Below are 20876 nucleotides of genomic sequence, written 5' to 3'. Positions count from 1 at the left end.
TATGGCTACTATTTATTTCTATACGCTTAGTACCAGATTGGTAAATCGTTGTATGTCTGCTGATCTGACAAGTCGATGCTGAACAATGACGTGCCAGTAGAGCGGTGCGATAAACATATCCAGGATCATTTGCCGATCTGTGTCTTTTGTCAGCTCCCCACGCTCAATAGCTCTGTCCAGCAAGACCGTTGCCTGTGCCCGACGATCTCTCGTCACACTCTCCAGCAATTCTGCCAATTCATCAGAACGGGCGTGCTCAGCATGTAGGTCCGGTAGAATCCGCTTCACAAGCGGATGACGCAGAGTTGCAGCCATTCTGCGCATAAGCTTGGCAACGTCCTTCTCAAAGGATCCTGTGTCCGGAATTGGAGTGATACTAGTGGCCTTTGATTTCACCGCTTCGGTCACCAGTTCGAACTTGGATTTGCTCCGTCGATAGAGAGCCGCCTTTCCGACGCCTGCACGTGCCGCAATGCGCTCCATTCGAAGAGCCGAGTAACCTCTTTCCGCCCATTCCTCGAACAAGGCGCGTTGGATTGCTTCCGTCACCGTGTCTTGCAAAACGGCGGCCCCGGCCGGCTTCCGACGCGGCCGATCGGAGTTTTTTTCGTCGGAACTCTTGCGTTCCATCGTGATTCCCCTTTATGTAGGACGTAACGATACCGTTCCGTTGTATCTTGAGGCAAACTTGTCTATACCGCAACCCGTTTTGGCGGCTGATGAAAGGACGCGAAGATGGACCCGAAAATCGCACTTCTGTGGTTTGCACCTCTGCTTTGCGGAGCGTTGATACCCATCCACGCCGGAATGAACGCAGAACTCAGTCGCGCGGCTGGTCACCCACTCTGGGCAACCCTGTTGTCGTTTGGAATTTCTTTCGTCTGCCTGATGGTCGGGGTCGCTTGGCTCCGTCCAACATTACCAAGCTTATCTTCGCTATATGCGGCTCCTCCCTGGGCGTGGGTCGGAGGAGTGATCGGTGTCATTTACGTGATGGCGACCATGGTTCTGGTCCCACGCTTTGGGGCCGCTGCTTTTATTGCCGCGGTTGTCGCCGGGCAAATGACGATGGCACTCATTCTGGACCAGAACGGGCTTCTTGGGAACGCTCCTCGACAAGCAGACTTCCATCGCATCACTGGTGCTGCGCTGTCGATCTCGGGTGTCCTTTTTATGCAGTTCGGGAAAACAACATAGAGCAAGCCACCACTCAAACCACTCACATTGACCCCCTCATTAAAGAACAACACGACGTTAGGAGAGATCATGTCTGACACTAACACCATACCAAGCTTTGGCGCGATGCTGCGCGGTGCTCTTGGAGATGCAATCATCGCAGACGCAGGCGAGAACTTCCTGGACATGTGTGATGAAAACATAGCTTTTGAGTTCCCGTTTTCTCCAGAAGGCTCAGTGCGAGAACTCAGTGGTCGAGATACTTTAGCCGCCTATCTACCTAAAGTCGGGGCTCTCATCAGCTTTGAATCCATGAGCCCCGCAGTCACCCATGTTGCGAAAGACGGTGAAACCTTTGTTTTGGAGTTCTCTTGCAAAGGTAAAGGCGAGGCTGGGCGCTACGACCAAAATTACATCTCGGTCATCGAGGTCCAAAACGGACGTATCACGCGCTATCGCGACTACTGGAACCCTCTGGTTCTGCTGAAGGCTGTCGGCGGCGTCGAAGTTCTTAAGTCCAAGCTGGGAGACTTTATCGATGACTAACACCATTTTTGTCACCGGCGGCACCGGGAAGACAGGCAGCCGCGTCGTCAAACAGCTACGTGCAAAGGGGCTGACCCCCCGCGTGGGAACACGCAGTCCTCGGAGCGAAGGTGAGGTACGCTTCGATTGGAGCGATCCGTCTACGTTCACGGATGCTTTCGAAGGCGTCGGGGCTGTCTACCTCGTAGCGCCCACAGACACCGTGGATTCACTGGGAGCAATGCAGCCCGGTCTTGAGGCGGCACTCTCCGCGGGCGTCCAACGCTTCGTGCTACTCAGCGCCTCTTCTTTGGAAGAAGGCGGACCCATGATGGGCGCTGTCCACGCCTGGCTTCGCTCCAACGCTCCAGAATGGGCCGTTCTGCGACCAACCTGGTTTATGCAGAACTTCTCAGAGCTTCATCACCGAGATCCCATTCGCGATGAGTCCGCCATCTACACAGCGACAGATGGCGGCCGAGTTGGCTTTATCGATGCTGGAGATATAGCAGCCTGTGCAACGGCGCTGCTGGTTACTTCATTAGTCAAAAACACTGAATATATACTCACCGGCCCGGAAGCGATTTCTTATGATGTCGTTGCCGAAACACTGAGCAATCAATTGGGGCGGAAGATCACCCATCATCGCCTAACCGTCGAAGAACTGGCGGAGCGTCATCAGAGCCTCGGGCTGCCGGAAGAGTATGCAAAGACATTGGCTGCCATGGACGGCGCAATCGCTGGCGGATCCGAGGATCGTGTCACAAACAATGTGATGATAATGACGGCACGCGCTCCGATTTCGATCTCAGAATTCGTGCGGAGTAACATTGAAGCCTGGTCTGTTTGATGGAGTTCCCTGATCGGCAGGAAAATCGGGCAAACCATTGCGACGTTCTAAAAGCCTTGCAGGTTAGGAGTGGGGCTCTTTCTGGCTCCACTCCTTCTTTTTAAACCGCATTCAACTTGATGGTTAGCTGTCAGTCTTTTGCTTTCCGATAGAACACGTATCCGGCATGATAGAGAATGCCGTCACGGAACTGACCATCGGCGTAGAAACCTGTATCGTCCCAGTATTGAATTATGTCACCAGTGACGCGATAGCGGCCCCTGTAAGCGCTTGAACGTGTTCCACGAGCCTCGTCATAGCGACCGTTTGGCAATAATTCATGCCTGATGTGGCCGTCTTCGGTGACCCACATACCCACAAAGTGGTGATCCTGGGGGCTCGTGTCTTCGACCGGGCGCGGAGAGCGGGGAAAGTCAGTTGTGACTAACTGTGCCTGAACAGGAAGCGTTGTCATCGCAGCGACCACGCTGACAAGTATGAAGAGCGTTGTGACATTTAGCATACTCCGTTTGTGAGGTGGTTGGCTTTGCATTAGAATGTTCCTCGTGCGTTGATGTCTTGATAAACCTCGGGCACGCCACTGCTTGCAACCTAACAAGAAACAACCGCCTGAAGATGACCTATTTGGATGCATGGGTGAGCAACTCTTTGTCAGGGGACCTTACCTAAGAACACGTGAAAGTCACTTGCAGCGCGCAGCAGACGAGGTGCTCACGCTGCTAGAAGAGAATCCAGGTGGACTGAAATTTGATCTACTATCTGCTCTCGCACAACAGGGCCTCTACTTGCGGCGAACCGAACTCAAGGACATACTGGTCGAATTGACATCTCAAGGTAGAGTCTCCGCCGATTGGAAGATTGGCCAAAAGCGCAAGCCAAGTGACAAGGATCTAATCAAAATTAATCAATAAGTTATTGAATGGTGGCGTTCGATTTAACCTGTTTTTACTTTGTAAACGCAGCTAAACCTCGCGTTCCTCGAGATTTGACCGGTAGCAGGACCGATCACGATACCCGGTGTTGAAGGCCGCTTCGGCTGGTTCTGAAGATTCTCGCTGCAGAGCGGCGAATTCACACTTTCCGCCGTTCATTAGAATAACAACGCGTTCTGGCGCAAATAGTAAAGGTGCAGCCTGCTCCGCCGCACTTGTTTGGGGCCAGTTAGATTTGGACAAGCCAAACGCCTCTGGCCATCAGGGGTAAGGCGCTGCCTTCCCCCTCGGGCAACCCTATTAGACAACACCGTGTCCTCGGCTACGCCTGCGGGCCGCACCACTATTGTCGAATAGCATTGCCTCGCCCCCATCCGCGTTCGCCACGTGGCAGATCAGCAGGAACAGGCGCCTTCGGCGTCTGATCTGCAAATCAGCCCTGATTTTCCCAATGGAGAAGTCAGGATCATTGAAACCGGTCTAGGTGCTGGATGAAGGATGTGAGGCGAAAATGGAAAGGTTCTGTCGCTGGTGGCAGAACTATGTGTCGCCTGACAAAGGGGTGTGGAACGTCACTGATTCCTGACTCAATCGACTTCCAAAACCTCAACAAATGGATAAATCGCGTCATTCAATTCTGACCCAAACGTCAAGCATTTATGACCCAATACCGGTAGCCGCCATTCATTGAAGTTGCGGCTAAGGTTTGGAATGAGCCCAAAGCAGACATAACTGGAAAGCCAGAACTAACTTATTTGCGAGCCTCTTTGCAGTACAGTCTAGTTACGTGACAAGCCGATAAACTTCGACCGGAGCACGAATTCCCTTCAACTCCACTTCGCCGGTGAGTTCGCATGTGTGATCTTCTTCAACAGCAGTGTAGGCACGAGGGCTCAGTAGAATCTCACCATCCTTGGCCTTGTCGCAGAGCCTCGCAGCTAAGTTTACTGCTGTGCCGGAAGCTGTGTAATCGTAGCGACCTTCATAACCCACCATTCCAACAGTTGCGTAGCCAAGTGAAATCCCCACACCAAATCCGAGCCGATGCCCAAAACGTTTCCATTTCTCGCAAATCTCAGCCATATGATCACGCATAGCTATGGCCAATTTAACTGCATCGCCAGCCGGATCATCGCAGGGCAACGGGTCATTAAACAATACCATAATGCCGTCGCCCATTCGGTGATCAACCCCTGCTCCGTGGTCACTGATAAGTCTTCCCATTTCCTCGTGATAAGTCTGGAGAACTTCGATCGTTTCCTCTGGTTCAGCTGTCTCGCAAAACGCTGTGAAACCCCGAATATCACAGAACAATACACTTAGCAGCGCGCGATGGCTGTTTAGGAGCTTTTCAGACCCGCGGGACACAACCGTATTTGCAACCGCCGCTGGTAGAAAGCGTTTAAGCCTCCCCATTCTTTCAATTTCGCCGACTTGGTCCTGTACCCGTTGCTCAAGCGAGGTGTTTAAGGCTTGGACTTCTCGTGTTCTTTCTTCAAGCGCATTTAGTTGTTGGGCGTTTTCAATGGCGATTACCGCCTGCGCTGCGAAAGTTCGTACGAGTTCAATTTCATCATCATCAAAAGGGGCAACCTCTAATTTATAAAGGCAGATCACACCGACTGCTTCTTTATTCTGAATGAGCGGCAAAACCAGGACAGTACGCATCCCCTCCACCTCTGACGCCACTTTGAGTTGGGGCGATGGCGCTTGCATCCGCTCATCAGATTGAATGTCCGGCACATGGATATCCCGCATTTCACGGAAAGCCTGCACTGCGATTGAGTTTTTGTCTTCCAGCCGATGAGGTGATTTCCGAATTGACTCAACGAACGCGGACTTTGCTGAATTCGATGCTTCAAGTCGCAGATGAACCTCTGCTTCATCCCGCATCAAAAGCAATGCACGTGGCGCAGAACACAGGCGAGCAGCATTTTCCAATATCACTTCGAATACAGGCTGTGCATTCGATCTACTTTGGCTAATAGCTTGAAGGATTTGACGTGACGCGGCTTCGCGATCTAAACGGATTTGCATTGCGCGGTACTGCCGAACGTTTTCAATGGCAATGACGGCATGTTCCGCAAAGTTTTGCGCCAACATCACATCCTCATCGCCAAACGGTCGGACTTTTCTTCTGTATAGCACAATACCGCCGATACCCTTGCCATCCTTGACGAGTGGAACAACAAGGATCGACCGCACACCTTCAACCTCAACCATTTGAACCCGGCGAGGATCTCGTGTCCGATATAAATCATCATCGGAAATATCATCCATTCGGAAAACTTGAGGATCAGTAACCGGACGTACGGCCACCAATTCATTTCGCTCAATGGACTCTTTGAAGTCCTCCAGAATCTTTGCAAACTCTGGTTTGGAACCACGTTGTGCCGGTATGGTAACTTCAGTTCGGCGCTCATTTACAACAGATAAGAACGCGAGCGGAGCACTGCAAAGCAACTGAGCATGCTTCAAAATAGCATCGAATACAGGCCTCTCATCATCACGGCTGCTGCTTATAACTTGCAGTATTTCCAGCATTGCCTGTCCGGCCTGATCATTGGGTTTGGAGATATTGTCTTCCTTTTTTGCCACCGATTCAGCCACCAGCGTAACTCATTTATGCCACCCTAACAGGGCCGAATTCATAATAATTCAAATGAAAACAATTGCAAAAAGCACAAATCCGAACAGCCCTTAAAGAGATTGCAATTCTGGATTCGAAAAGTAGGTCAAAGTCTTGCGTGAAGTACTGACTAAGTTCTGGAGCGAAACTTGTCGACAGGCAGAATAATGAACGGCTGCAAAGTCCCGCACTGCGGTCGTATTCGAACCGCGTCTCGAATGGCAGCTTTCTGCAACCACCGGATTTTCCGCGCCGCCATAACAAACTGCGAACGTCTCTGAACGGGTGTTATGTGAACCGCCTTCTGGTTGAGCGTACTGCTAATCACCGCGTGTCGTGATCCGCCTCGTAAGTCCCCTCCCCATTGCTTTTGAGGACGCAATCCAATATCCAGGTTGGCTGCGGTTTTGGCCGACCAAGCCGAGTGCGGCTTGAAACGAACGAACCAATGGAGGGTGCCATGTAGCAACGAAACTACATGAAAGGCCGCTACAATGGCCCATTACAAACGCAAACGGGCGCGCACTGTATCTCGGATCGGCTACTCAGCACGGGGGCTCGAGCATCGACTGTCGGAAGGTCCGGACACCATACACTGGCTGGAGAACTGGCCCCGCTGGCACGACAAACTGTTTCATACGAGACCAGCACGGCGAAAAACCAAGTCCTTGGAGAGGCACGTTGTCAAAGGTGCTGATCCCGACAACATCAATTGGCCAGATGGACGCAAACCACACAAGTATTACTGGTAGACAGATCGGGCGGCACAAATGCGCCGCCCAACTTCAACCCGCATCAATAGGGTGCGGACAGCCGGTCATACTCTTCTGTCAGCATGATCACATAGGCAAGTTCATTCTCAGCTCGGATGTAAACAGGACCGCGATTAACCGCATCCAAGACAGCATCTACGTTTTGACGCAGAAACTCGGTTGAAACCTCCGGTTTTTGTACTCGTTTCCGGGATTCGAATTGTGCTTCGATGATATGCGCGGCTTGCTCCTCGACACTCACGCCAGCCTGATGTGCTAACTCGCGGAGTTCAGCAAATTCGGCCTCGGATAGCTCAATCGTCAGAATTTCAGACATTCTTACCAAACCATCCGTTTATTCCATCTTTCGAATAGACCCTGACATGCCCAGCAATACAGTTGATAGGCTCAAGGTTCTCATGTTCAAACTTACGCGCAAGATGGATAGGTCTCACATTTTGATCCTGCGCCAACTGACCGAGCGTCACGTACTGGCGTTCAAATTCCAGGATGCTGTGTTTGGTTACGTATTGCTTCAGATGATTGGTGTCAGGATTTCTGCGTGAAATTACCTCCAGGTATCCTGCATCCCTCAAACGCCTGATAGAAATCACACTGATCTGGAGATAGCTTGCTGCTTCCGTCAGTTCCAAATCGCGATCAAGCTGAACTGTTGTCTTTCCGCAGAGCGCATTCCAGTCCAACTCCAGCGCTTGCAACCCAGCACCGTCGCCCCGGCAAACCTTACCTGCCAATCCACCTCGGTCCCAAAGTTCTATCACGCGTGCCAGATGCACACCTTTGGCGCGGCAGAACTCCTTCAGTGGCACAGTGGATTTTCCTGGCAAGCTATGGGGCAGAGTTTCAGCTTTCTTCACGAGACCATCCACCTGCTTGCGTAGTAAGTATCGAAGAGACGAGGTGATTTTGATGGTATTAAGAACGCCGCGAATTTGCAGTCCTTTAACCTGCTGGGGCAGAATACCCAATCGCGATGCCGCATCTTTGAGGTTGAGCAAAGTATCTCGGTACGCCTTAGCTCTTTCGACCTCTTTCACACTTAACTCCGTTCGTTTAAGTGCCTCAGCCTTCGATATGCCGTCTAGATGGCCAAGCAACAGCTTAAGGAAAACAACACCCAGATTTGTACGCCTTCTCGCTTCTTCCATAGAGAGCCAAATCCGTTTTTTCGGTTGCTCTCCAAACACCCTCTTTCCCGTTGGGGTAGGATAGTTATCGAATACATGCTCGCGTGCGACGTCAATCATCGCTTTCATTGCTGGTTCCTTTTGAGCTTCGCGCAGCCAACTATAGTGAGGGCCGAAGTCCGTCGTGTAGTATGGCTTTTCCGCCCCGCTCTGACGATGAAGTTCAATGAGCGCCTCTCTGTACGCATCGGGTCCATCTACCAACCTCTCAAATCCAATCTGGCTGAAACTGCGCAGCTCCGTAGATGGGAGATTCTTGAGAAACTTTTCTTTGAACCCACTCATTGCTGCGCCAAGCGACAAGCTTCCGCGGTGGATTTGCGTAAGCTCAAGATCTTTCAGCCAATCATCCTCTGGCCCACGCCAGATCCTTCGCCGGACATAGGCTTCAAAGCTGATGTCAGGTAGGAGCACGCATGAATCGTTAGCCCTGGAAATTTTATCCCTGTGTTCCATCACGCGCGTAACGAAATCGTAAGTCGCATGAGAAAACGCCGCAGACGGGATCGTCATCAACTGGCAACCGTGATGCGCGCATCTTTCTATGCAAAGAATTGACCATTCAAGCATTTGAAATAAGCCATGTGATCCGACGTCCGAAAGTGCACTCTCCACACAACGCGGGCAAAGCCGTACTGCTGTGCGCCTCAACGTGCCCGTACTGGCAATCGCCCGACCCACCTCATAACGACCGATCCCGATTTTCCGGGTTCTCCACGTCTTTAACAGGGACGGCTGGACACCTAACAGCCACGCCAGTCGCTCGATTTGATGATCGCGGCCGCTGCATAGAAACGGCCAGCGCATCCCGAGATCGGAACAGAAATCTCTCGGGGTGGTTTCATGGAGCTTCGCGTTTCTGCTGACGTAGCCAGAAAGCGTCTCCCCTTCGATGAAGGGGAGAGCAAGTTTTAGAGGCGCAGTCATGCATCCTCTCCGTCGAATTCGAAGATCTGTCGCGGATCTATCCGCGTAAAGTCTTCCGCGACAAACGGATTTAGGGCATCGATAGCGGCACTTCGATCGAAGAACACATCCGCAAAGTGACGAAGCTGTAATTCGGCTTCAAACCCTTCGTTGAACAGAGCCTTTGAAAGGGCTTGAACCGTTATCTCTGTCATCAGGCCAAACTCATAATCCGCTGCATGCATGAGACGTTTCGCGAAGCTTTCCTTTCGCACACACGATTGTGCTTTAACCTTCGCCCTCGCGACGTATTTCTGGACGATGTCGAGTACAGGCTCCACATCTCGGACCGCATGCAATCTGCCGATCTCGACGGGATAAAGGCGGCGCGCCAATTGAGGGTCCTGGTTCACGATCTTCTTAAGATCCGGCATGCCGGACAGGATGAGCCCGGTTGGCCAGAGGGAGTTCTCCATTACGGATTTGAGGGTGTTAACGACAGACTGGCGCTCTTTATCTGTCTGATATCGAGCCAAATCCTGTGCTTCATCGAGATGCAGAAAACAGGTCTGCCTTAGCTTGAGCTGAACCTTGACCTGATCCCATATGGCCGGACCCTGCTTGTCCCCGGAATAGGGATAGCCAAGAGCGCGAAGCGTCGCTGCGCCAACAAATTTCATGGTTGCCGGGCTTGGAACCTGAAGGCTGAAGAACTCGCAGATATCCTGCGTGGAGTCCGTCTGGAGCAACGACTTGTTCTTACGGATCAACTCCCGAATGGCGGTGGTTTTCCCACTGCCGGATTGCCCGACCAGGACAATTCCCTCGGCTTTGTTCACAATGCCGTCTGCCATATCTGCACGCCGTTGCTCAAGCAGCTTGTGAAAATCCGCTTCCAGTTTGCGATATGACGGAGTGGGCACGTATACCGACCGCAGATCTTGAACAGTTTTGCGAGTTTCATTGTTGATCTCAGTCATTGTTTTCATCCTTGTCAGACGTGTGGGGCTGGTCTTCGTCTTCATCGCTGAATGACCAGAATTCGATGGGTGGGTTTTGCTTGTCGCGCAGAACGGGACGGTCGGCGCGGCTGGGAGTTGGATCGTGCGTGATCTCGTTCGACAGAAGACCCTGAGGCTCACCGCCACCACCCACGGATGGAGCTGGGCACAGCTCTGGATCGCCCCCCAATGAGAGCCCCCAGAAGGTTTCTTTCTGAGCCCTTTTGATCTGATCGTAGGTGTCGCCAATCGGACCAAGCTGTCGCAGAGAGCATTGCTCCGCATCTATCTCCTTGATCCTTTTGATGGCGCGATCCACCACGCCCTGCGTCAGCGATGCCGCATTGCGATTGTTCTGCCGAAGCTCAAACACGGATCGTTCCCAGGCGGCAAAGGACACACCTTCCAGCCCGTCTATCTGGGCTTTCAGAGTTGACCAGCCAGAGTCTTTCCCCTTCTCCAGCCAGACGGAAATATGCCCCATATCTTCGGGGTCGATGCTTATATCCACATGTTGTTTGCCACATTTCTGGAAGTGCTTCGCAAGACGGTCAGAGTGATAATTCACACCATTCACGAGAACACCGTGAGGACCGGTATCACGCGACATTGCGACCCCAAGGATATGCCGCAGGGTGTGATGGCTCATGGGCGGTGACCACCCAAATTCCTTGATGAGTCGATCCCAAACGATGTTGGGGGTTGCGTATTCCAATCCCCGATGTTTGCGGTTGTGGTACACATCGACAGTGAACCGAACCAAAAGTTCAATGATGCTTTCGGCGGTGTGCACCGCATATTTCTGGGATGGATAGTCACCACGTTCTTGAGGATTTGAGAACGTGCGTCCCGTCAGATGCGGCATCAAAAGAGTTATGATGGAACGAAACACCCGCTCGATGCGACCGCGCAGTTTCGGTACTCCCGCAGGAAGGACCGAGTAGTCAATGCATAGATCTGAGAGTGCCGCTTTGAATTCTGCATTGACGAATGCTGGGCCGTTGTCGACCACGACATGGCCAATATGACCATACTGTTTCCAGTCCGTTTCGCAGCCCAGTTGACGAGCCAGTTCAGTCTTGTCGCGCATTGCCATCCACAAGACAGCTTTAGCGTCTTCAGAAGTGGGACTTCGCGAAAGCTTCAGACCAAGGATACTGCGGCTGGCGGCATCAAACGCGACGCACACCCAGTATCGACCGGTTTCGAGATCCCGCACATTGTCTTGGCTGATATCGTATCCGCTCTTGTTGAGCAGAGCGATGAGATCAATCTCCCATTCGTCCATTTCAATGCGGTGAAGTGGGACATCCAGCTTCAATCCGCCACCATGAGACCCTAGCTTGCTCTTCGCAGCAGCTAGCCCTTTTCTGGCGGCAAGCACCTCGAACTTGTCGAGTTCCTTTATCCGGCGTTCGATGGTGCTTTTGGAGACCTCAGTTAAAGGCGGCTCACCGCTCGCGATACGGATTGCGTTGCGCCGTCGGATTTCCGCATTTACGTCATCATGGATGTGACCGGCGAGAAGCTGATTTGGATGCAGGTAGCTCTCGAGAATCCCTTGAATGATAGCTTCGCGCTCAGCGTCGATACGCCGAGCATTACTACCGTTGAAGATGGATTTCTTTACAAAGACCATTGGGTCTTTGGACGTTTCCCACTCCCGCAGCCAAGACATGACTGAGGTTCTGCAAGGTGTTCTGCGCAGCTCAATACTATCAAAGCTGGCCCCGGCAGTTGCCGCTTTCAGTCCTTTCTTCAGCTTTTCTGTGACACGGCGTTCCAGCTCCGGCAGGAACTCTTCCCATCGTTCCGCTGAGCGGTTGAGCTTATCTTCAGCCTCAATCTCCAGGAACGTTGTGCTCCAGCACTCTTTCCAAAAGGCATCGAGTTGAGATTTCGTCGACACACGCGACATCAAAGACCGGCCAGCTATTGCCCGACGTGCAACCTGACGGCTTTCAAAATACCCATACTGAATGGAGAACTGACCGGTGCTGATGAGCTCTGATAGCTCTGCGTGGGTCAAGGAGATTGGTTCGGTGTCCCCGCGCAGAGGTTTCATTTCGACAAACAGGTCAGTCACTTTGGTGATGGCTTGTATTGTCCCGTTGGCGACGATGGCATCACACGGTGTCACGCCAAGCCGGATAGGTTCATGTTTCATGCCCAGCCCTTTCCTGGTGCAACGATGGAGTTGATGGAGATGTGCTCTCGCGTATTCGCATTGAGCCTGCCCGCGTAGATCGCACGGAACGTCGCGCGAAACGCCCGGGCACCAAGGCCAGATTTCTCAACCAGATCACTGATCGGAACCTCGCCAAAGAGCCCGTTAATCAGATCGACAACGATGTTGTCAGCCTCTTCGTCAGAACATCGCCGAAAGAAATTCAGCAGCTCAGCATTGCGAACCTCGACCTTGTGCCGCTCTCGCTCTGTGACCAAGGCCACCTGCTCGGCAAAGCCAATGGGCAAGTCGCGCTTGATAGCTTGCAGCGTGGCTTTGAAGTTCAGTCGCTCAACGCGCTCCGAAGGTTTCACCGCAATGGCGACGCGGCGACCATTCTTGAACACGGCGAGGTAGTCGAACCTGTGGGTTCGCTGTCTGCCATCCACGTCCACAAAGCTCACCGGCTTTGGCTGATCGATGAGGTTCCAGAGATCTGGCATTGCCAGCGACAACAGGCAGGTTTCACGCTCCCCTTGGCTGGCACTGATAATCTGCCGCCAACGTTGCTCTGCAGGCGTCATAGCCAGTGTGAATCCACGTACGGTCTGTTTAGACCGCGCGGGAAACATCAGCCCCGCTACGGTTTGGGAAGGTGGACGATAGAAGTCGTCATCATCATCTTTTGTCATAGTGTTTGCCATGGCCACCGGTTCACACCAGCGCCGGGTGGCTCTCCTTTATGTTGGGATGAACGAAACCCGCCCGCAGAAACGCTCTGCGCGGTTGACGGGTTTCGAAATTTGGGTCATGAAGGAGGTGCAAAGGGCTTCAAACTTTTGCACCTCGGGCCTTGATGGAAGTCGCTAGCTTCTTTCGAGGCCTTTGGTTTTTATGGGCTCATTGTTTGTCCTCCTCCTCATTAGCTGCTCCGAACAACTCTTCGACGGGTTTACCGACGGCCGCCGCCAAGGCGCGTTCCACCCGCGGCACGTTCATTTTTCGTAAGCCGACGAGCGACACGGTCGTGCGTGAGACACCGACCTCCCGTGCTATAGCGGCCAGCGATGAGCCCCTCAGGCGCAGCTCCATTTTCAACGCTTCATGAGCTGCAAATACGTCCCGATCGACCTTAGTCATCGCCAGATACTCACGCTGTTTGTCCTGCTTTGGCCTCGCCAATTGCCGACAAGTTTGCGTGTAAACCTCCAGCAGGCAAGAGGCTGGTCAGCACCAAGGCTCCACATCATCTTGATCGCAAGTAGAAACGATCCACAATATTTTGCAGAATGTTGAAAATCACCGTTTGATTTCAACTGATGCATCTGGAGAGACAAAGGCTAGGTATTTTTTGGTGCTGCGTGAGGTTGTTGGCGCTCGTGTACCAAATTTTGGGGAAAGTCGGAGAATGAAGTCCAAGAAGATGAAGATTGCCGAATCAAAAGCGCATCAAAATGATGGAAGGCGGCTTTCTCTGATCAGGCGAAAAAACCGGAAGACTCAGGCTGAGTTTGCAGTTGAGTTCCAGGTTTCGGTCGGCACCATCGGCAACTACGAACGTGGACTTACCGAAATGCCACCCAGCTTCTGGCGCGCGGTCAATGAGGGATACGGTCTGAACCCAACACCCCTTAACCCCGAGGAAAGCCCAGAACGACTTTTACAGGTGCCAGAGGTGCCTCAGCCGAAGGAGGAAAGCTGTACGCCCCGAGCTGTGCCTTGGAAGCTGGCCCGCCTGCGCACGAGGTACAAAATCATCAGGAACCAGATTTATTCTCCGAAAAGGCGATTTGTCGAAGGTGCAGTGCACACGGTTTTCTTTGCAGCCACGTTTGTTTTCTTAGTCGAACAGGCGTTCCGAGCACTCCCGGTGATGCACGAAGATCCAAGCGTTTACCGAGACATTGTCTTCGTGACCGCCTTTATGGTGATGAGCGTACTTCTGATCCCAGTTTTCCAAAGCCTTCCATGGGGCCTGAAAGTGAACGATGACGGTGACTTTGGTGAAGTCTAAGGCGGATTCCGGTCATTCGCAGCAAGCGCGAAACCTTGTCGAGAGATTTTGGAAAGCTGCCATTGACAGCAGACTTACTACACTCGATCTATTGGTTCTGGCCTTGAGAATCTTCGTGCCGGTAGTTCGATTTTGCCCCCGGCACCACTTCATAAAGATAATCTATTATATATCAGTAATTTATGAAGTCCCCGCAATCCGAGAATGTACAGCTCTATAGACAGCTTTACCGCCGCCAAACTTAGCTACATGTTCGAAGCCTTTCTCTGGGTGCACCTGACAAAGCCTTTGCGCTAGAGAAAATTCGGACGTTGTTCGACTACTATCGTTTTTGCCTTGCTCTTCTGACAAGGCGGACGCTGGGCGCTGAGGGGTACGAGGATTTTGCAAGGGTCGCGTTATGCGTAGTGAGTTTGGCTTGTGATCAGGCATCTGTGGCACCATATGTAGACACAGTTGAATGAGAATATCTACATAAGGTTCCGTCGTGTCTAATTTGATCTCATGGTTTCAGAACAACTGGATGGAAGCAATTATGCTAACCGCCACGCTCATCGCAGTGGTATCGAGCATAATTGCTGTGCGTATTGCAATATTGGCTTTGGGTGTCGCAAGACAATCATTCCTATCCGCTGACAAAGCACATGAGCGGGACGTCAGGCTTCAAGCCCGGTCAGCGCTGGCTGACGTCCAAGGGAGCTATCAAAAGCTCGCATCGGACTGCGATTTGAATCTCGAAAAGTGGCGGCAGCACGAACTAGGTAAGGGCCTAATGATAGGCTCCAATCCATTTGAACCAACGAAGGAAGAGCAGGAAACCAGTGCGCTTCGTACTCAAGGAGCCAGATTGCTGCGCTCAGTTGATGAGAGGTTTCAATCTATTGATCTGATGAACCTCGATGATCTTGAAAGTGGTATTCCCGAAATCCGCCAGACAGCCGCGTCGATTGATGCCCTTGCTCGACGCCTTCGAGAACCCAATGAGGCATTCAATGGTGGTTGGCGCTAGACGCAAAAAAGTCCAGAAGATGTTCAGCGCTTCCCCCTACGGCTGATAAGCACTAGGATTAGCCACAACCAAGAATTGAACGAGAATTGATTTGTCTTTTCCATCTATCAAGGAACGCTTTCTTGCGCTTCTGCTGAACACACTTGTTGCGTACGTAGTTTTTTTCTGGGCGACTGGTCAAACGTTGCCGACTGGCGGGCTGGAGTCTGTTTGGCTGATAAGTGCGATCTCACTTTGGTTCCTAGCGCTATTATCTGCACCTTGGTTTGTCCCGCCAAGGGATGCAATCATCAGCGCTGTAGGGGCCATCTTGGTGCTTACAACGATGGACCTCACCAACGTTCAGTTGTTTTCAGCGCAACTCGAACATGTGAGATGGGGAACCGTCTTTTTCGCCTGTGCGGTTGTGTTTTCGGCCGTCACAGCGTTGATTTTACATGATAAGGATCAAAGGTCGCCAACGGGTCATTTTGCGTTCAAGCTGACCAGCGTGTTTGGGCGAGGCGAAATCCTGTTCTCTGCTCCAGCAATTGTTAGCATCATCGCGCACTATCAAGCCTCGTTTGAAAAAATGAGTTGGCTTATTCTCTATTGGATCCTGATTGTGGTTGGGAAACCCATAGAACGCCTGCTCTCTGCTGTTAGACAACTTTCGTCTGACGCCGATGAGCTACAAAAGCAGCCGACGGTTGGCTCTATCGCAAGAGTCGATCATCCAGACATAGTCCGCGTCAAACTAAACTCGGTGGGAGCATGGAAACCGAACCACTTGTTTACAGCTAGCCTACCCGATGGATCGCAGCGTTACGTGATCTCATTGTTTTCGCAGACGCAGGGTTCTGACGTGGTTGGAACAGGACTGTGCGTAGCGACTTTGGCTGAACCAGTTCCCTTACCTGTGGGCTCCGTCTGCGCCAGCCACGACGAAGCAAAGACGGTTGAATTCCTGGAGAACCTCAGCGGTGCGAAAGATGGCAAGCTGGTCGGCTTCGTTGTGGAAAATTCAACAATCGGTACTCTGCATTTTGAAGTTTCCAGCCGTTCGGGGCTACATGAAGGTGATGTGATTTTTGCGCACGTTGAAGGTCAAGACATCTTTTATCAGATCGTGGGCGCAGAGACGTACGAAGAAAACTTCGATCAAAATCCACGCGGAACTCACATAGTAAAGGCATCTCAACTTGGCGTTTATTCGCCCGACGACGGTTTCACCAAATACACTTGGCTGCCTTCCATGAATACCCCGCTGTTTTCCGCTGGCAGCAGGCAGTTTGACGATCCTGTCGTGGGCGACCGCGAATTCCCTATTGGTACGGTGCCATCCACTAATGTCCAAGCGGTTGCGAGAATTGATGAACTGGTTGAGTATCACACGGCCGTACTTGGTGTGACTGGTACAGGGAAAACTGAACTGGCTCTCGACGTAGTTCGGCAGGCAGTTGCGAGAGGCACAAAAGTCTTTTGCGTCGATTTCACCGGCGACTATCGGGCGCGGCTCGCGGAATTGGACCCAGCTTTTCCATCTCCTACGCCTACACAGGCCGCCGAATTGGAGGAAAAACTATTCGCGGTTGAGACTGGAAGCTACGGTGCACCAGCAGAAAAGAAAGCTCTGCAGGAGGGCGTAGACGCGCTTAAAGCGCACGCTGAAGCGCAAGTTGATGAGTTTCTGAGGTCCGAAGAAACCTACCTCGGGATTTTCGAGTTGGCAGAAATCGCCAACACAAAAGCCACACTCCGGCTGACCGAGTTGTACTTGTCGACGATTATGCGTTGGGCTCAAAGGAACCGTCGTGAAAGGCAAATCCTAATCGTCTTGGAAGAGGCCCACACAATCGTCCCCGAGGTGTTTGGGGCGGGTTTTGACGCAAATACGCAGTTTGTAGTTAGCCGCATCGGGCAAATTGCTTTGCAAGGCCGAAAATATGGCGTTGGACTTATGGTGATCAGCCAGCGCACTGCACTAGTCAGCAAGACTATTCTGTCACAGTGCAATACATTTTTGACCCATAGCTTGATCGACCAAACGAGCCTCAACTTCCTTGAGAGCGTTTATAGCGCCCAGCATACACGGCTTATTCCAAACCTTGGGCGGTTCGAGTTTTTGGCCTTTGGAAAGGCGATAAAAGCAGAAAGACCGATTGTCCTCAAACGAGAATTCGATCCGGCTTTGCAGGAGGCAAGTTTAGCAATCCAATCCAACTCTCGCCAAAGTGAGGAACCTGAGCCTGCAGCAGAGGAAGCTCTGTCAGTCGGCCCTCGAATTACCCAGTTCTGAAGTTCGTTTTACAAACCACCCAATATCAGGTGGTTTGTTGTCTTCATTGTTGTTGTTTCCAAATTGGGGCTGGGAAATCAACAATTACACTGTTCTTTGCTGAGGCGTCTTATCGACCATCGATCTTTTTGTGGGCCAGCGGGATTTGGACAAGCCAAACGCCACTGGCCGTCAGGGTGAGGGCGCTGCCCTCCCCCTCGGGCAACCCTATTAGACAGGGCCGTGTCCTCGGCTGTGCCTGCGGGCCGCACCACCCCTGTCGAATAGCATTGCCTCGCCCCCTCCCGCGTTCGCCACGTGGCAGATTAGCAGGAACAGGCGGCTTCGCCGTCTGATCTGCAAATCAGCCCTGATTTCCAGAAGGAAATTCAGATCAAACGAAGCAGTCTGCGGGAGTACGAAAAGGGGGTGTTGGGTCAGTTTGTGACGCAAAGGTCAAATTCGTCTGACGTCCAACAAGGGGGAAGTGGCGGACCGAGGAGGATTCGAACCCCCGACCCCTTGATTCGTAGTCAAGTACTCTATCCAGCTGAGCTATCGGTCCGCGTTGGTGAAGCGGTGTTTAGACCCGGTGCGGGGGACGTGCAAGCCGATTCTGCAAAAAATCTTCAAAAAGTTAGATCGCCGCGTGGGAGGCTTATTTCAAAGGTTGTACCGGTGGGTCCGGTCTCTTTCAGCACGAGATCCCCGCCATGTCCGCGCACCAGTTCCTGTGAAATCGCAAGTCCAAGGCCCGAGCCGCCCTTGCGCACGCCGCCTTGGAATGGCGTGAACAGATTCTCGCGGGCTTTGGGCGGCAGGCCGGGGCCGCTATCGCGAATTTCAATGCACCAGCTGGCCTCCATGGCGCAGCCGGTGACAGTGACGCGCCCGGGTTTGCCTGAAGAGACCAGAGCCTGCCGCGCGTTGCGCACAAGGTTCATGATCACGCGGAAAAGCTGCTCTGGGTCGGCGCGCACAACCAGATCCTCGGGCACTTCGTTGACGATTTCGACGCAGGCATCAGCAACGGCCAGTTGTTCGCTTGCGGCAACATCTTCGGCGATGTCGCGGGCGCGCACCATGGTCAGGGTCGGCGCTGGCTCTTCCGCGCGGCCAAAGGCAAGGGTACTTTCACATAGCGAAACCGCACGTGTAATCGAGTTGACCAGCTTGGGGGCCATGCGGCGGACAAGGGGGTCATCGCTCGCCTCGATCCGATCCGTAAACAGCTGTGCTGAAGTCAGGATATTGCGCAGGTCATGGCTGACCTTGGCCACCGCACCACCCAGTTGCGCCAGGCGCTCACGCTGTTTTAGCGCCTGCGTCAGGTCGGTCTGCAACATCTTCAGGGCCTCCTCCGCCTCACGCAGTTCGGTAACCTTGGAGTTGGGAGTGATAATGCCCCGCGCATCCTCGGGCGCGCTGGCATAGCGTTGCATATAGCCGACGACGCTTTTGATCGGACGCACCAGCACGACGCGCACCGCAAGGAACAGGAAGAAGGCCGTGATGATCGAAATAACGAAGGACAGACCCAGAATGCGCAGCCCGTAGTCGACCATCGCCATGCGCAAGGGCATGCTGTCTATGGTTACCTCGATCAGCAGACCGGCCCCTTTGACTGGCTCGCCGATCACGCGGATGACTTCATTCTCGGTGGTGAAAATGCGGGTCATCGCATCGCGGATCAGAATCCAGGGGCCCGCGTCGCGCAGGTCATAGGTGTTGGTGATCTGTTCCGGGATCGGCGAAGACAGCATCAGCTGCCGCACCTCATCGCGCCGCAGGACAACGTTGTAGACACCTGCATTTGCCAGCAACTCGGCCTCAAGATCGTCGGCGAGCATATCGTCGGCCAGCAGCGCCAAAGACGCGATCTGCGCGCGTTCCAAGCGGTTCAGCAGGAAGTCTTCCCGGAAACGCGCGATGGACGGCACAAAGATCAAGACCTCGGCCAACATCACGAAGACCGTCGTCAGGATCAGAAATCGGCCGGACAGCGAGTTCAATTGGCGCTCCTCTTCCGGTCAGGGGATCCAGCGTTGCACGAACCTGACCACGCGTTTAACCGTCTGATTCTCAAACAGCCTTGGCGAGAAATAAGCCCCCGCCACACGTTTGTTAAGCTCTCCGATCGTCGGATAGGGCGAAACCATCGCGGCGATCTGCCCCATCTTGAGGTTATTGGCCAGCGCAAGGGACCACAAGTTGATCAGCTCTCCGGCCTGATGGCCGACGATTGTCGCGCCCACCGGGCGTCCTTTCACCACCATCACCTTTATGAACCCTTTTGTCTTACGCTCGGATATGGCGCGGTCATTGTGGTGGTAGTCGAACCGAGCAACCTCCATCGTGTCACCATGCTGTTCACGGGCCTGCGCCTCGGTCAGGCCGACCTGAGCCAGTTCGGGGTCCGTATAGGTGGCCCAGGGGATATGAGCTGTCTTGGCCTTTGACGGCAGACCAAACAGGGCCGAGCGAATGATGATGCCCGCGTGATACCCCGCCACATGGGTGAATTGCAGACCACCCGCCACATCACCAATGGCGAAGACCTTGCGGTTGGTCGTGCGCAGGGCGTCATCGACCTTGATCCCGGTGCGCGTGCGATCGATGCCGGCGGCCTCAAGGTTCAGGCGTTCGACATTGGCCTTGCGGCCGGCCGCCATCAGAAGATGGGTCCCGGCAAAGATGTCTCCGTTCTGGGTGACAACCTCGACCGCGCCAGCCGAGCCTCGGATTTGCGCGACCATTGCTTGTTCCTGAATGTCGACGCCTTCGGCCCGCAGGGTTTCGAGAACAAGGGCTGCAGCTTCGGGGTCATCCTTGCCCAGCGCCTTTGCGCCTTCGATCACGGTCACCTTGCAGCCCAGCCGGATATGGGCCTGCGCCATCTCCATCCCGATGGGGCCGCCGCCAATAATCAACAGGTGGTCGGGCTTATCCTTCAGATCAAAGATGGTTTCATTCGTGTAGAACGGCACCGAGTCCAGCCCCGGGATGGGCGGCACAAGCGGCGATGAGCCGGTGGCGATGACAACCCGCCGGGCGGTGATAACGTTCTCACCGGCCTGCACCTGTGTCGGAGACAGGAAGGTGCCAAATTTGCGGATCACCTTGACGCCGAAGCCCTCGAACCGTTCCTGACTGTCCATCGGCTCGATCTGAGCGATGACACCATGCACGTGATCCTTGGCGGCGGCATAGTCCACCTGCGGCACAACATCGGCCACACCAAAGGGCGCGGAATGGGCCTGCCCATAGGCCATCTTGCCACTTGCGATCAGGGCCTTGGAGGGGACACAGCCAAAGTTCAGGCAATCCCCACCCATCTTGTGGCCTTCCAGCAAGATCACATCGGCCCCCATCTGCGCTGCCCCTGCCGCAACCGACAAACCGCCCGACCCGGCGCCGATGACCAGGATATCTGTTTTCAGCTCTTTCATG

General features: G+C 53.3%; 17 protein-coding genes and 1 tRNA gene. 6 read left to right on the top strand and 12 right to left on the bottom strand.

Features of this window, described 5'->3' with window-relative positions; all coding sequences use genetic code 11:
- Positions 1–18: 18 nt before the first annotated feature.
- Positions 19–630, bottom strand: a complete 612-nt coding sequence (locus tag J7394_RS07535) for a TetR/AcrR family transcriptional regulator (RefSeq protein ID WP_209252015.1) — start codon at positions 628–630, stop codon at positions 19–21.
- Positions 631–735: 105 nt separating this feature from the next.
- On the opposite strand from J7394_RS07535, the gene J7394_RS07530 reads away from it, so the two are divergent.
- The 3 genes from J7394_RS07530 (at position 736) to J7394_RS07520 (ending at position 2551) form a co-directional block, all read left to right on the top strand.
- Positions 736–1197, top strand: coding sequence for a DMT family transporter (locus J7394_RS07530; RefSeq protein WP_209252013.1), 462 nt, complete (start codon positions 736–738; stop codon positions 1195–1197).
- Between the two features lie 69 nt (positions 1198–1266).
- Positions 1267–1722, top strand: coding sequence for a nuclear transport factor 2 family protein (locus tag J7394_RS07525; RefSeq protein ID WP_209252011.1), 456 nt, complete (start codon positions 1267–1269; stop codon positions 1720–1722).
- Entirely contained in the window at positions 1715–2551 is an 837-nt protein-coding gene (locus tag J7394_RS07520) for an ergot alkaloid biosynthesis protein (protein ID WP_209252009.1), read from the top strand. The genes J7394_RS07525 and J7394_RS07520 overlap by 8 nt, the downstream gene beginning before the upstream one ends.
- Positions 2552–2681: 130 nt before the next feature.
- Here J7394_RS07520 and J7394_RS07515 read toward each other — a convergent pair whose 3' ends face one another.
- The 8 genes from J7394_RS07515 to J7394_RS07480 all read right to left on the bottom strand — a co-directional run bounded on the left by J7394_RS07515 (position 2682) and on the right by J7394_RS07480 (position 13286).
- Positions 2682–3005, bottom strand: coding sequence for an Atu4866 domain-containing protein (locus tag J7394_RS07515; RefSeq protein ID WP_209252007.1), 324 nt, complete (start codon positions 3003–3005; stop codon positions 2682–2684).
- A gap of 1261 nt (positions 3006–4266) precedes the next feature.
- A complete protein-coding gene (locus J7394_RS07510; protein WP_209252005.1) occupies positions 4267–6093 on the bottom strand; it encodes a GAF domain-containing protein in 1827 nt (608 codons plus the stop codon).
- 814 nt (positions 6094–6907) lie between these two features.
- Positions 6908–7201 carry a hypothetical protein gene (locus J7394_RS07505; protein ID WP_209252003.1) on the bottom strand — a complete coding sequence of 98 codons (294 nt, stop codon included), beginning with the start codon at positions 7199–7201 and terminating at the stop codon, positions 6908–6910.
- Entirely contained in the window at positions 7194–8999 is a 1806-nt protein-coding gene (locus J7394_RS07500) for a TniQ family protein (protein ID WP_209252001.1), read from the bottom strand. The genes J7394_RS07505 and J7394_RS07500 overlap by 8 nt, the downstream gene beginning before the upstream one ends.
- The gene (locus J7394_RS07495) at positions 8996–9958 is read right to left on the bottom strand and encodes a TniB family NTP-binding protein (protein ID WP_209251999.1); all 963 of its coding nucleotides are present in this window, start codon (positions 9956–9958) and stop codon (positions 8996–8998) included. Before J7394_RS07495 ends, J7394_RS07500 begins: the two co-directional genes overlap by 4 nt.
- Positions 9951–12146 carry a DDE-type integrase/transposase/recombinase gene (locus J7394_RS07490; protein WP_209251997.1) on the bottom strand — a complete coding sequence of 732 codons (2196 nt, stop codon included), beginning with the start codon at positions 12144–12146 and terminating at the stop codon, positions 9951–9953. Before J7394_RS07490 ends, J7394_RS07495 begins: the two co-directional genes overlap by 8 nt.
- On the bottom strand, positions 12143–12856 hold the full coding sequence (locus tag J7394_RS07485) for a hypothetical protein (RefSeq protein ID WP_209251995.1): 714 nt from the start codon (positions 12854–12856) through the stop codon (positions 12143–12145). The genes J7394_RS07490 and J7394_RS07485 overlap by 4 nt, the downstream gene beginning before the upstream one ends.
- Positions 12857–13046: 190 nt before the next feature.
- The gene (locus tag J7394_RS07480; protein ID WP_247748104.1) at positions 13047–13286 is read right to left on the bottom strand and encodes a helix-turn-helix domain-containing protein; all 240 of its coding nucleotides are present in this window, start codon (positions 13284–13286) and stop codon (positions 13047–13049) included.
- 268 nt (positions 13287–13554) lie between these two features.
- Here J7394_RS07480 and J7394_RS07475 point away from each other — a divergent pair, with 268 nt between their 5' ends.
- The 3 genes from J7394_RS07475 (at position 13555) to J7394_RS07465 (ending at position 17447) form a co-directional block, all read left to right on the top strand.
- The gene (locus tag J7394_RS07475) at positions 13555–14160 is read left to right on the top strand and encodes a helix-turn-helix transcriptional regulator (RefSeq protein ID WP_209251993.1); all 606 of its coding nucleotides are present in this window, start codon (positions 13555–13557) and stop codon (positions 14158–14160) included.
- A 523-nt stretch (positions 14161–14683) separates the two neighbouring features.
- Complete coding sequence (locus J7394_RS07470; protein ID WP_209251991.1) at positions 14684–15169, top strand: hypothetical protein; 486 nt, start codon at positions 14684–14686, stop codon at positions 15167–15169.
- Positions 15170–15260: 91 nt separating this feature from the next.
- The gene (locus J7394_RS07465) at positions 15261–17447 is read left to right on the top strand and encodes an ATP-binding protein (RefSeq protein WP_209251990.1); all 2187 of its coding nucleotides are present in this window, start codon (positions 15261–15263) and stop codon (positions 17445–17447) included.
- A gap of 467 nt (positions 17448–17914) precedes the next feature.
- On the opposite strand, the gene J7394_RS07460 is transcribed toward J7394_RS07465, so the two are convergent.
- The 3 genes from J7394_RS07460 to J7394_RS07450 all read right to left on the bottom strand — a co-directional run bounded on the left by J7394_RS07460 (position 17915) and on the right by J7394_RS07450 (position 20875).
- Positions 17915–17991, bottom strand: a tRNA-Arg gene (locus J7394_RS07460).
- Between the two features lie 64 nt (positions 17992–18055).
- Positions 18056–19438: a HAMP domain-containing sensor histidine kinase gene (locus J7394_RS07455; protein WP_247748103.1), complete on the bottom strand. Its 1383-nt coding sequence runs from the start codon at positions 19436–19438 to the stop codon at positions 18056–18058.
- A gap of 18 nt (positions 19439–19456) precedes the next feature.
- Positions 19457–20875: an NAD(P)/FAD-dependent oxidoreductase gene (locus J7394_RS07450; protein WP_209251989.1), complete on the bottom strand. Its 1419-nt coding sequence runs from the start codon at positions 20873–20875 to the stop codon at positions 19457–19459.
- Between the last annotated feature and the right edge of the window lies 1 nt (position 20876).

It is taken from the genome of Ruegeria sp. R13_0 (assembly GCF_017743995.1).
GTDB lineage: Bacteria > Pseudomonadota > Alphaproteobacteria > Rhodobacterales > Rhodobacteraceae > Ruegeria.
The sequence above is the reverse complement of the archived record's forward strand: the minus strand, read 5'-3'. Positions and strand labels throughout refer to the sequence as shown.

Excerpts from the sequence above, each read along its gene's own strand:
- J7394_RS07520 (WP_209252009.1), top strand. The coding sequence starts at position 1,715 with ATGACTAACACCATTTTTGTCACCGGCGGCACCGGGAAGACAGGCAGC.
- J7394_RS07495 (WP_209251999.1), bottom strand. The coding sequence starts at position 9,958 with ATGACTGAGATCAACAATGAAACTCGCAAAACTGTTCAAGATCTGCGG.
- J7394_RS07515 (WP_209252007.1), bottom strand. The coding sequence starts at position 3,005 with ATGACAACGCTTCCTGTTCAGGCACAGTTAGTCACAACTGACTTTCCC.
- J7394_RS07535 (WP_209252015.1), bottom strand. The coding sequence starts at position 630 with ATGGAACGCAAGAGTTCCGACGAAAAAAACTCCGATCGGCCGCGTCGG.
- J7394_RS07500 (WP_209252001.1), bottom strand. The coding sequence starts at position 8,999 with ATGACTGCGCCTCTAAAACTTGCTCTCCCCTTCATCGAAGGGGAGACG.
- J7394_RS07470 (WP_209251991.1), top strand. The coding sequence starts at position 14,684 with ATGGAAGCAATTATGCTAACCGCCACGCTCATCGCAGTGGTATCGAGC.
- J7394_RS07450 (WP_209251989.1), bottom strand. The coding sequence starts at position 20,875 with ATGAAAGAGCTGAAAACAGATATCCTGGTCATCGGCGCCGGGTCGGGC.
- J7394_RS07475 (WP_209251993.1), top strand. The coding sequence starts at position 13,555 with ATGAAGTCCAAGAAGATGAAGATTGCCGAATCAAAAGCGCATCAAAAT.
- J7394_RS07530 (WP_209252013.1), top strand. The coding sequence starts at position 736 with ATGGACCCGAAAATCGCACTTCTGTGGTTTGCACCTCTGCTTTGCGGA.
- J7394_RS07480 (WP_247748104.1), bottom strand. The coding sequence starts at position 13,286 with ATGACTAAGGTCGATCGGGACGTATTTGCAGCTCATGAAGCGTTGAAA.
- J7394_RS07490 (WP_209251997.1), bottom strand. The coding sequence starts at position 12,146 with ATGAAACATGAACCTATCCGGCTTGGCGTGACACCGTGTGATGCCATC.
- J7394_RS07525 (WP_209252011.1), top strand. The coding sequence starts at position 1,267 with ATGTCTGACACTAACACCATACCAAGCTTTGGCGCGATGCTGCGCGGT.
- J7394_RS07505 (WP_209252003.1), bottom strand. The coding sequence starts at position 7,201 with ATGTCTGAAATTCTGACGATTGAGCTATCCGAGGCCGAATTTGCTGAA.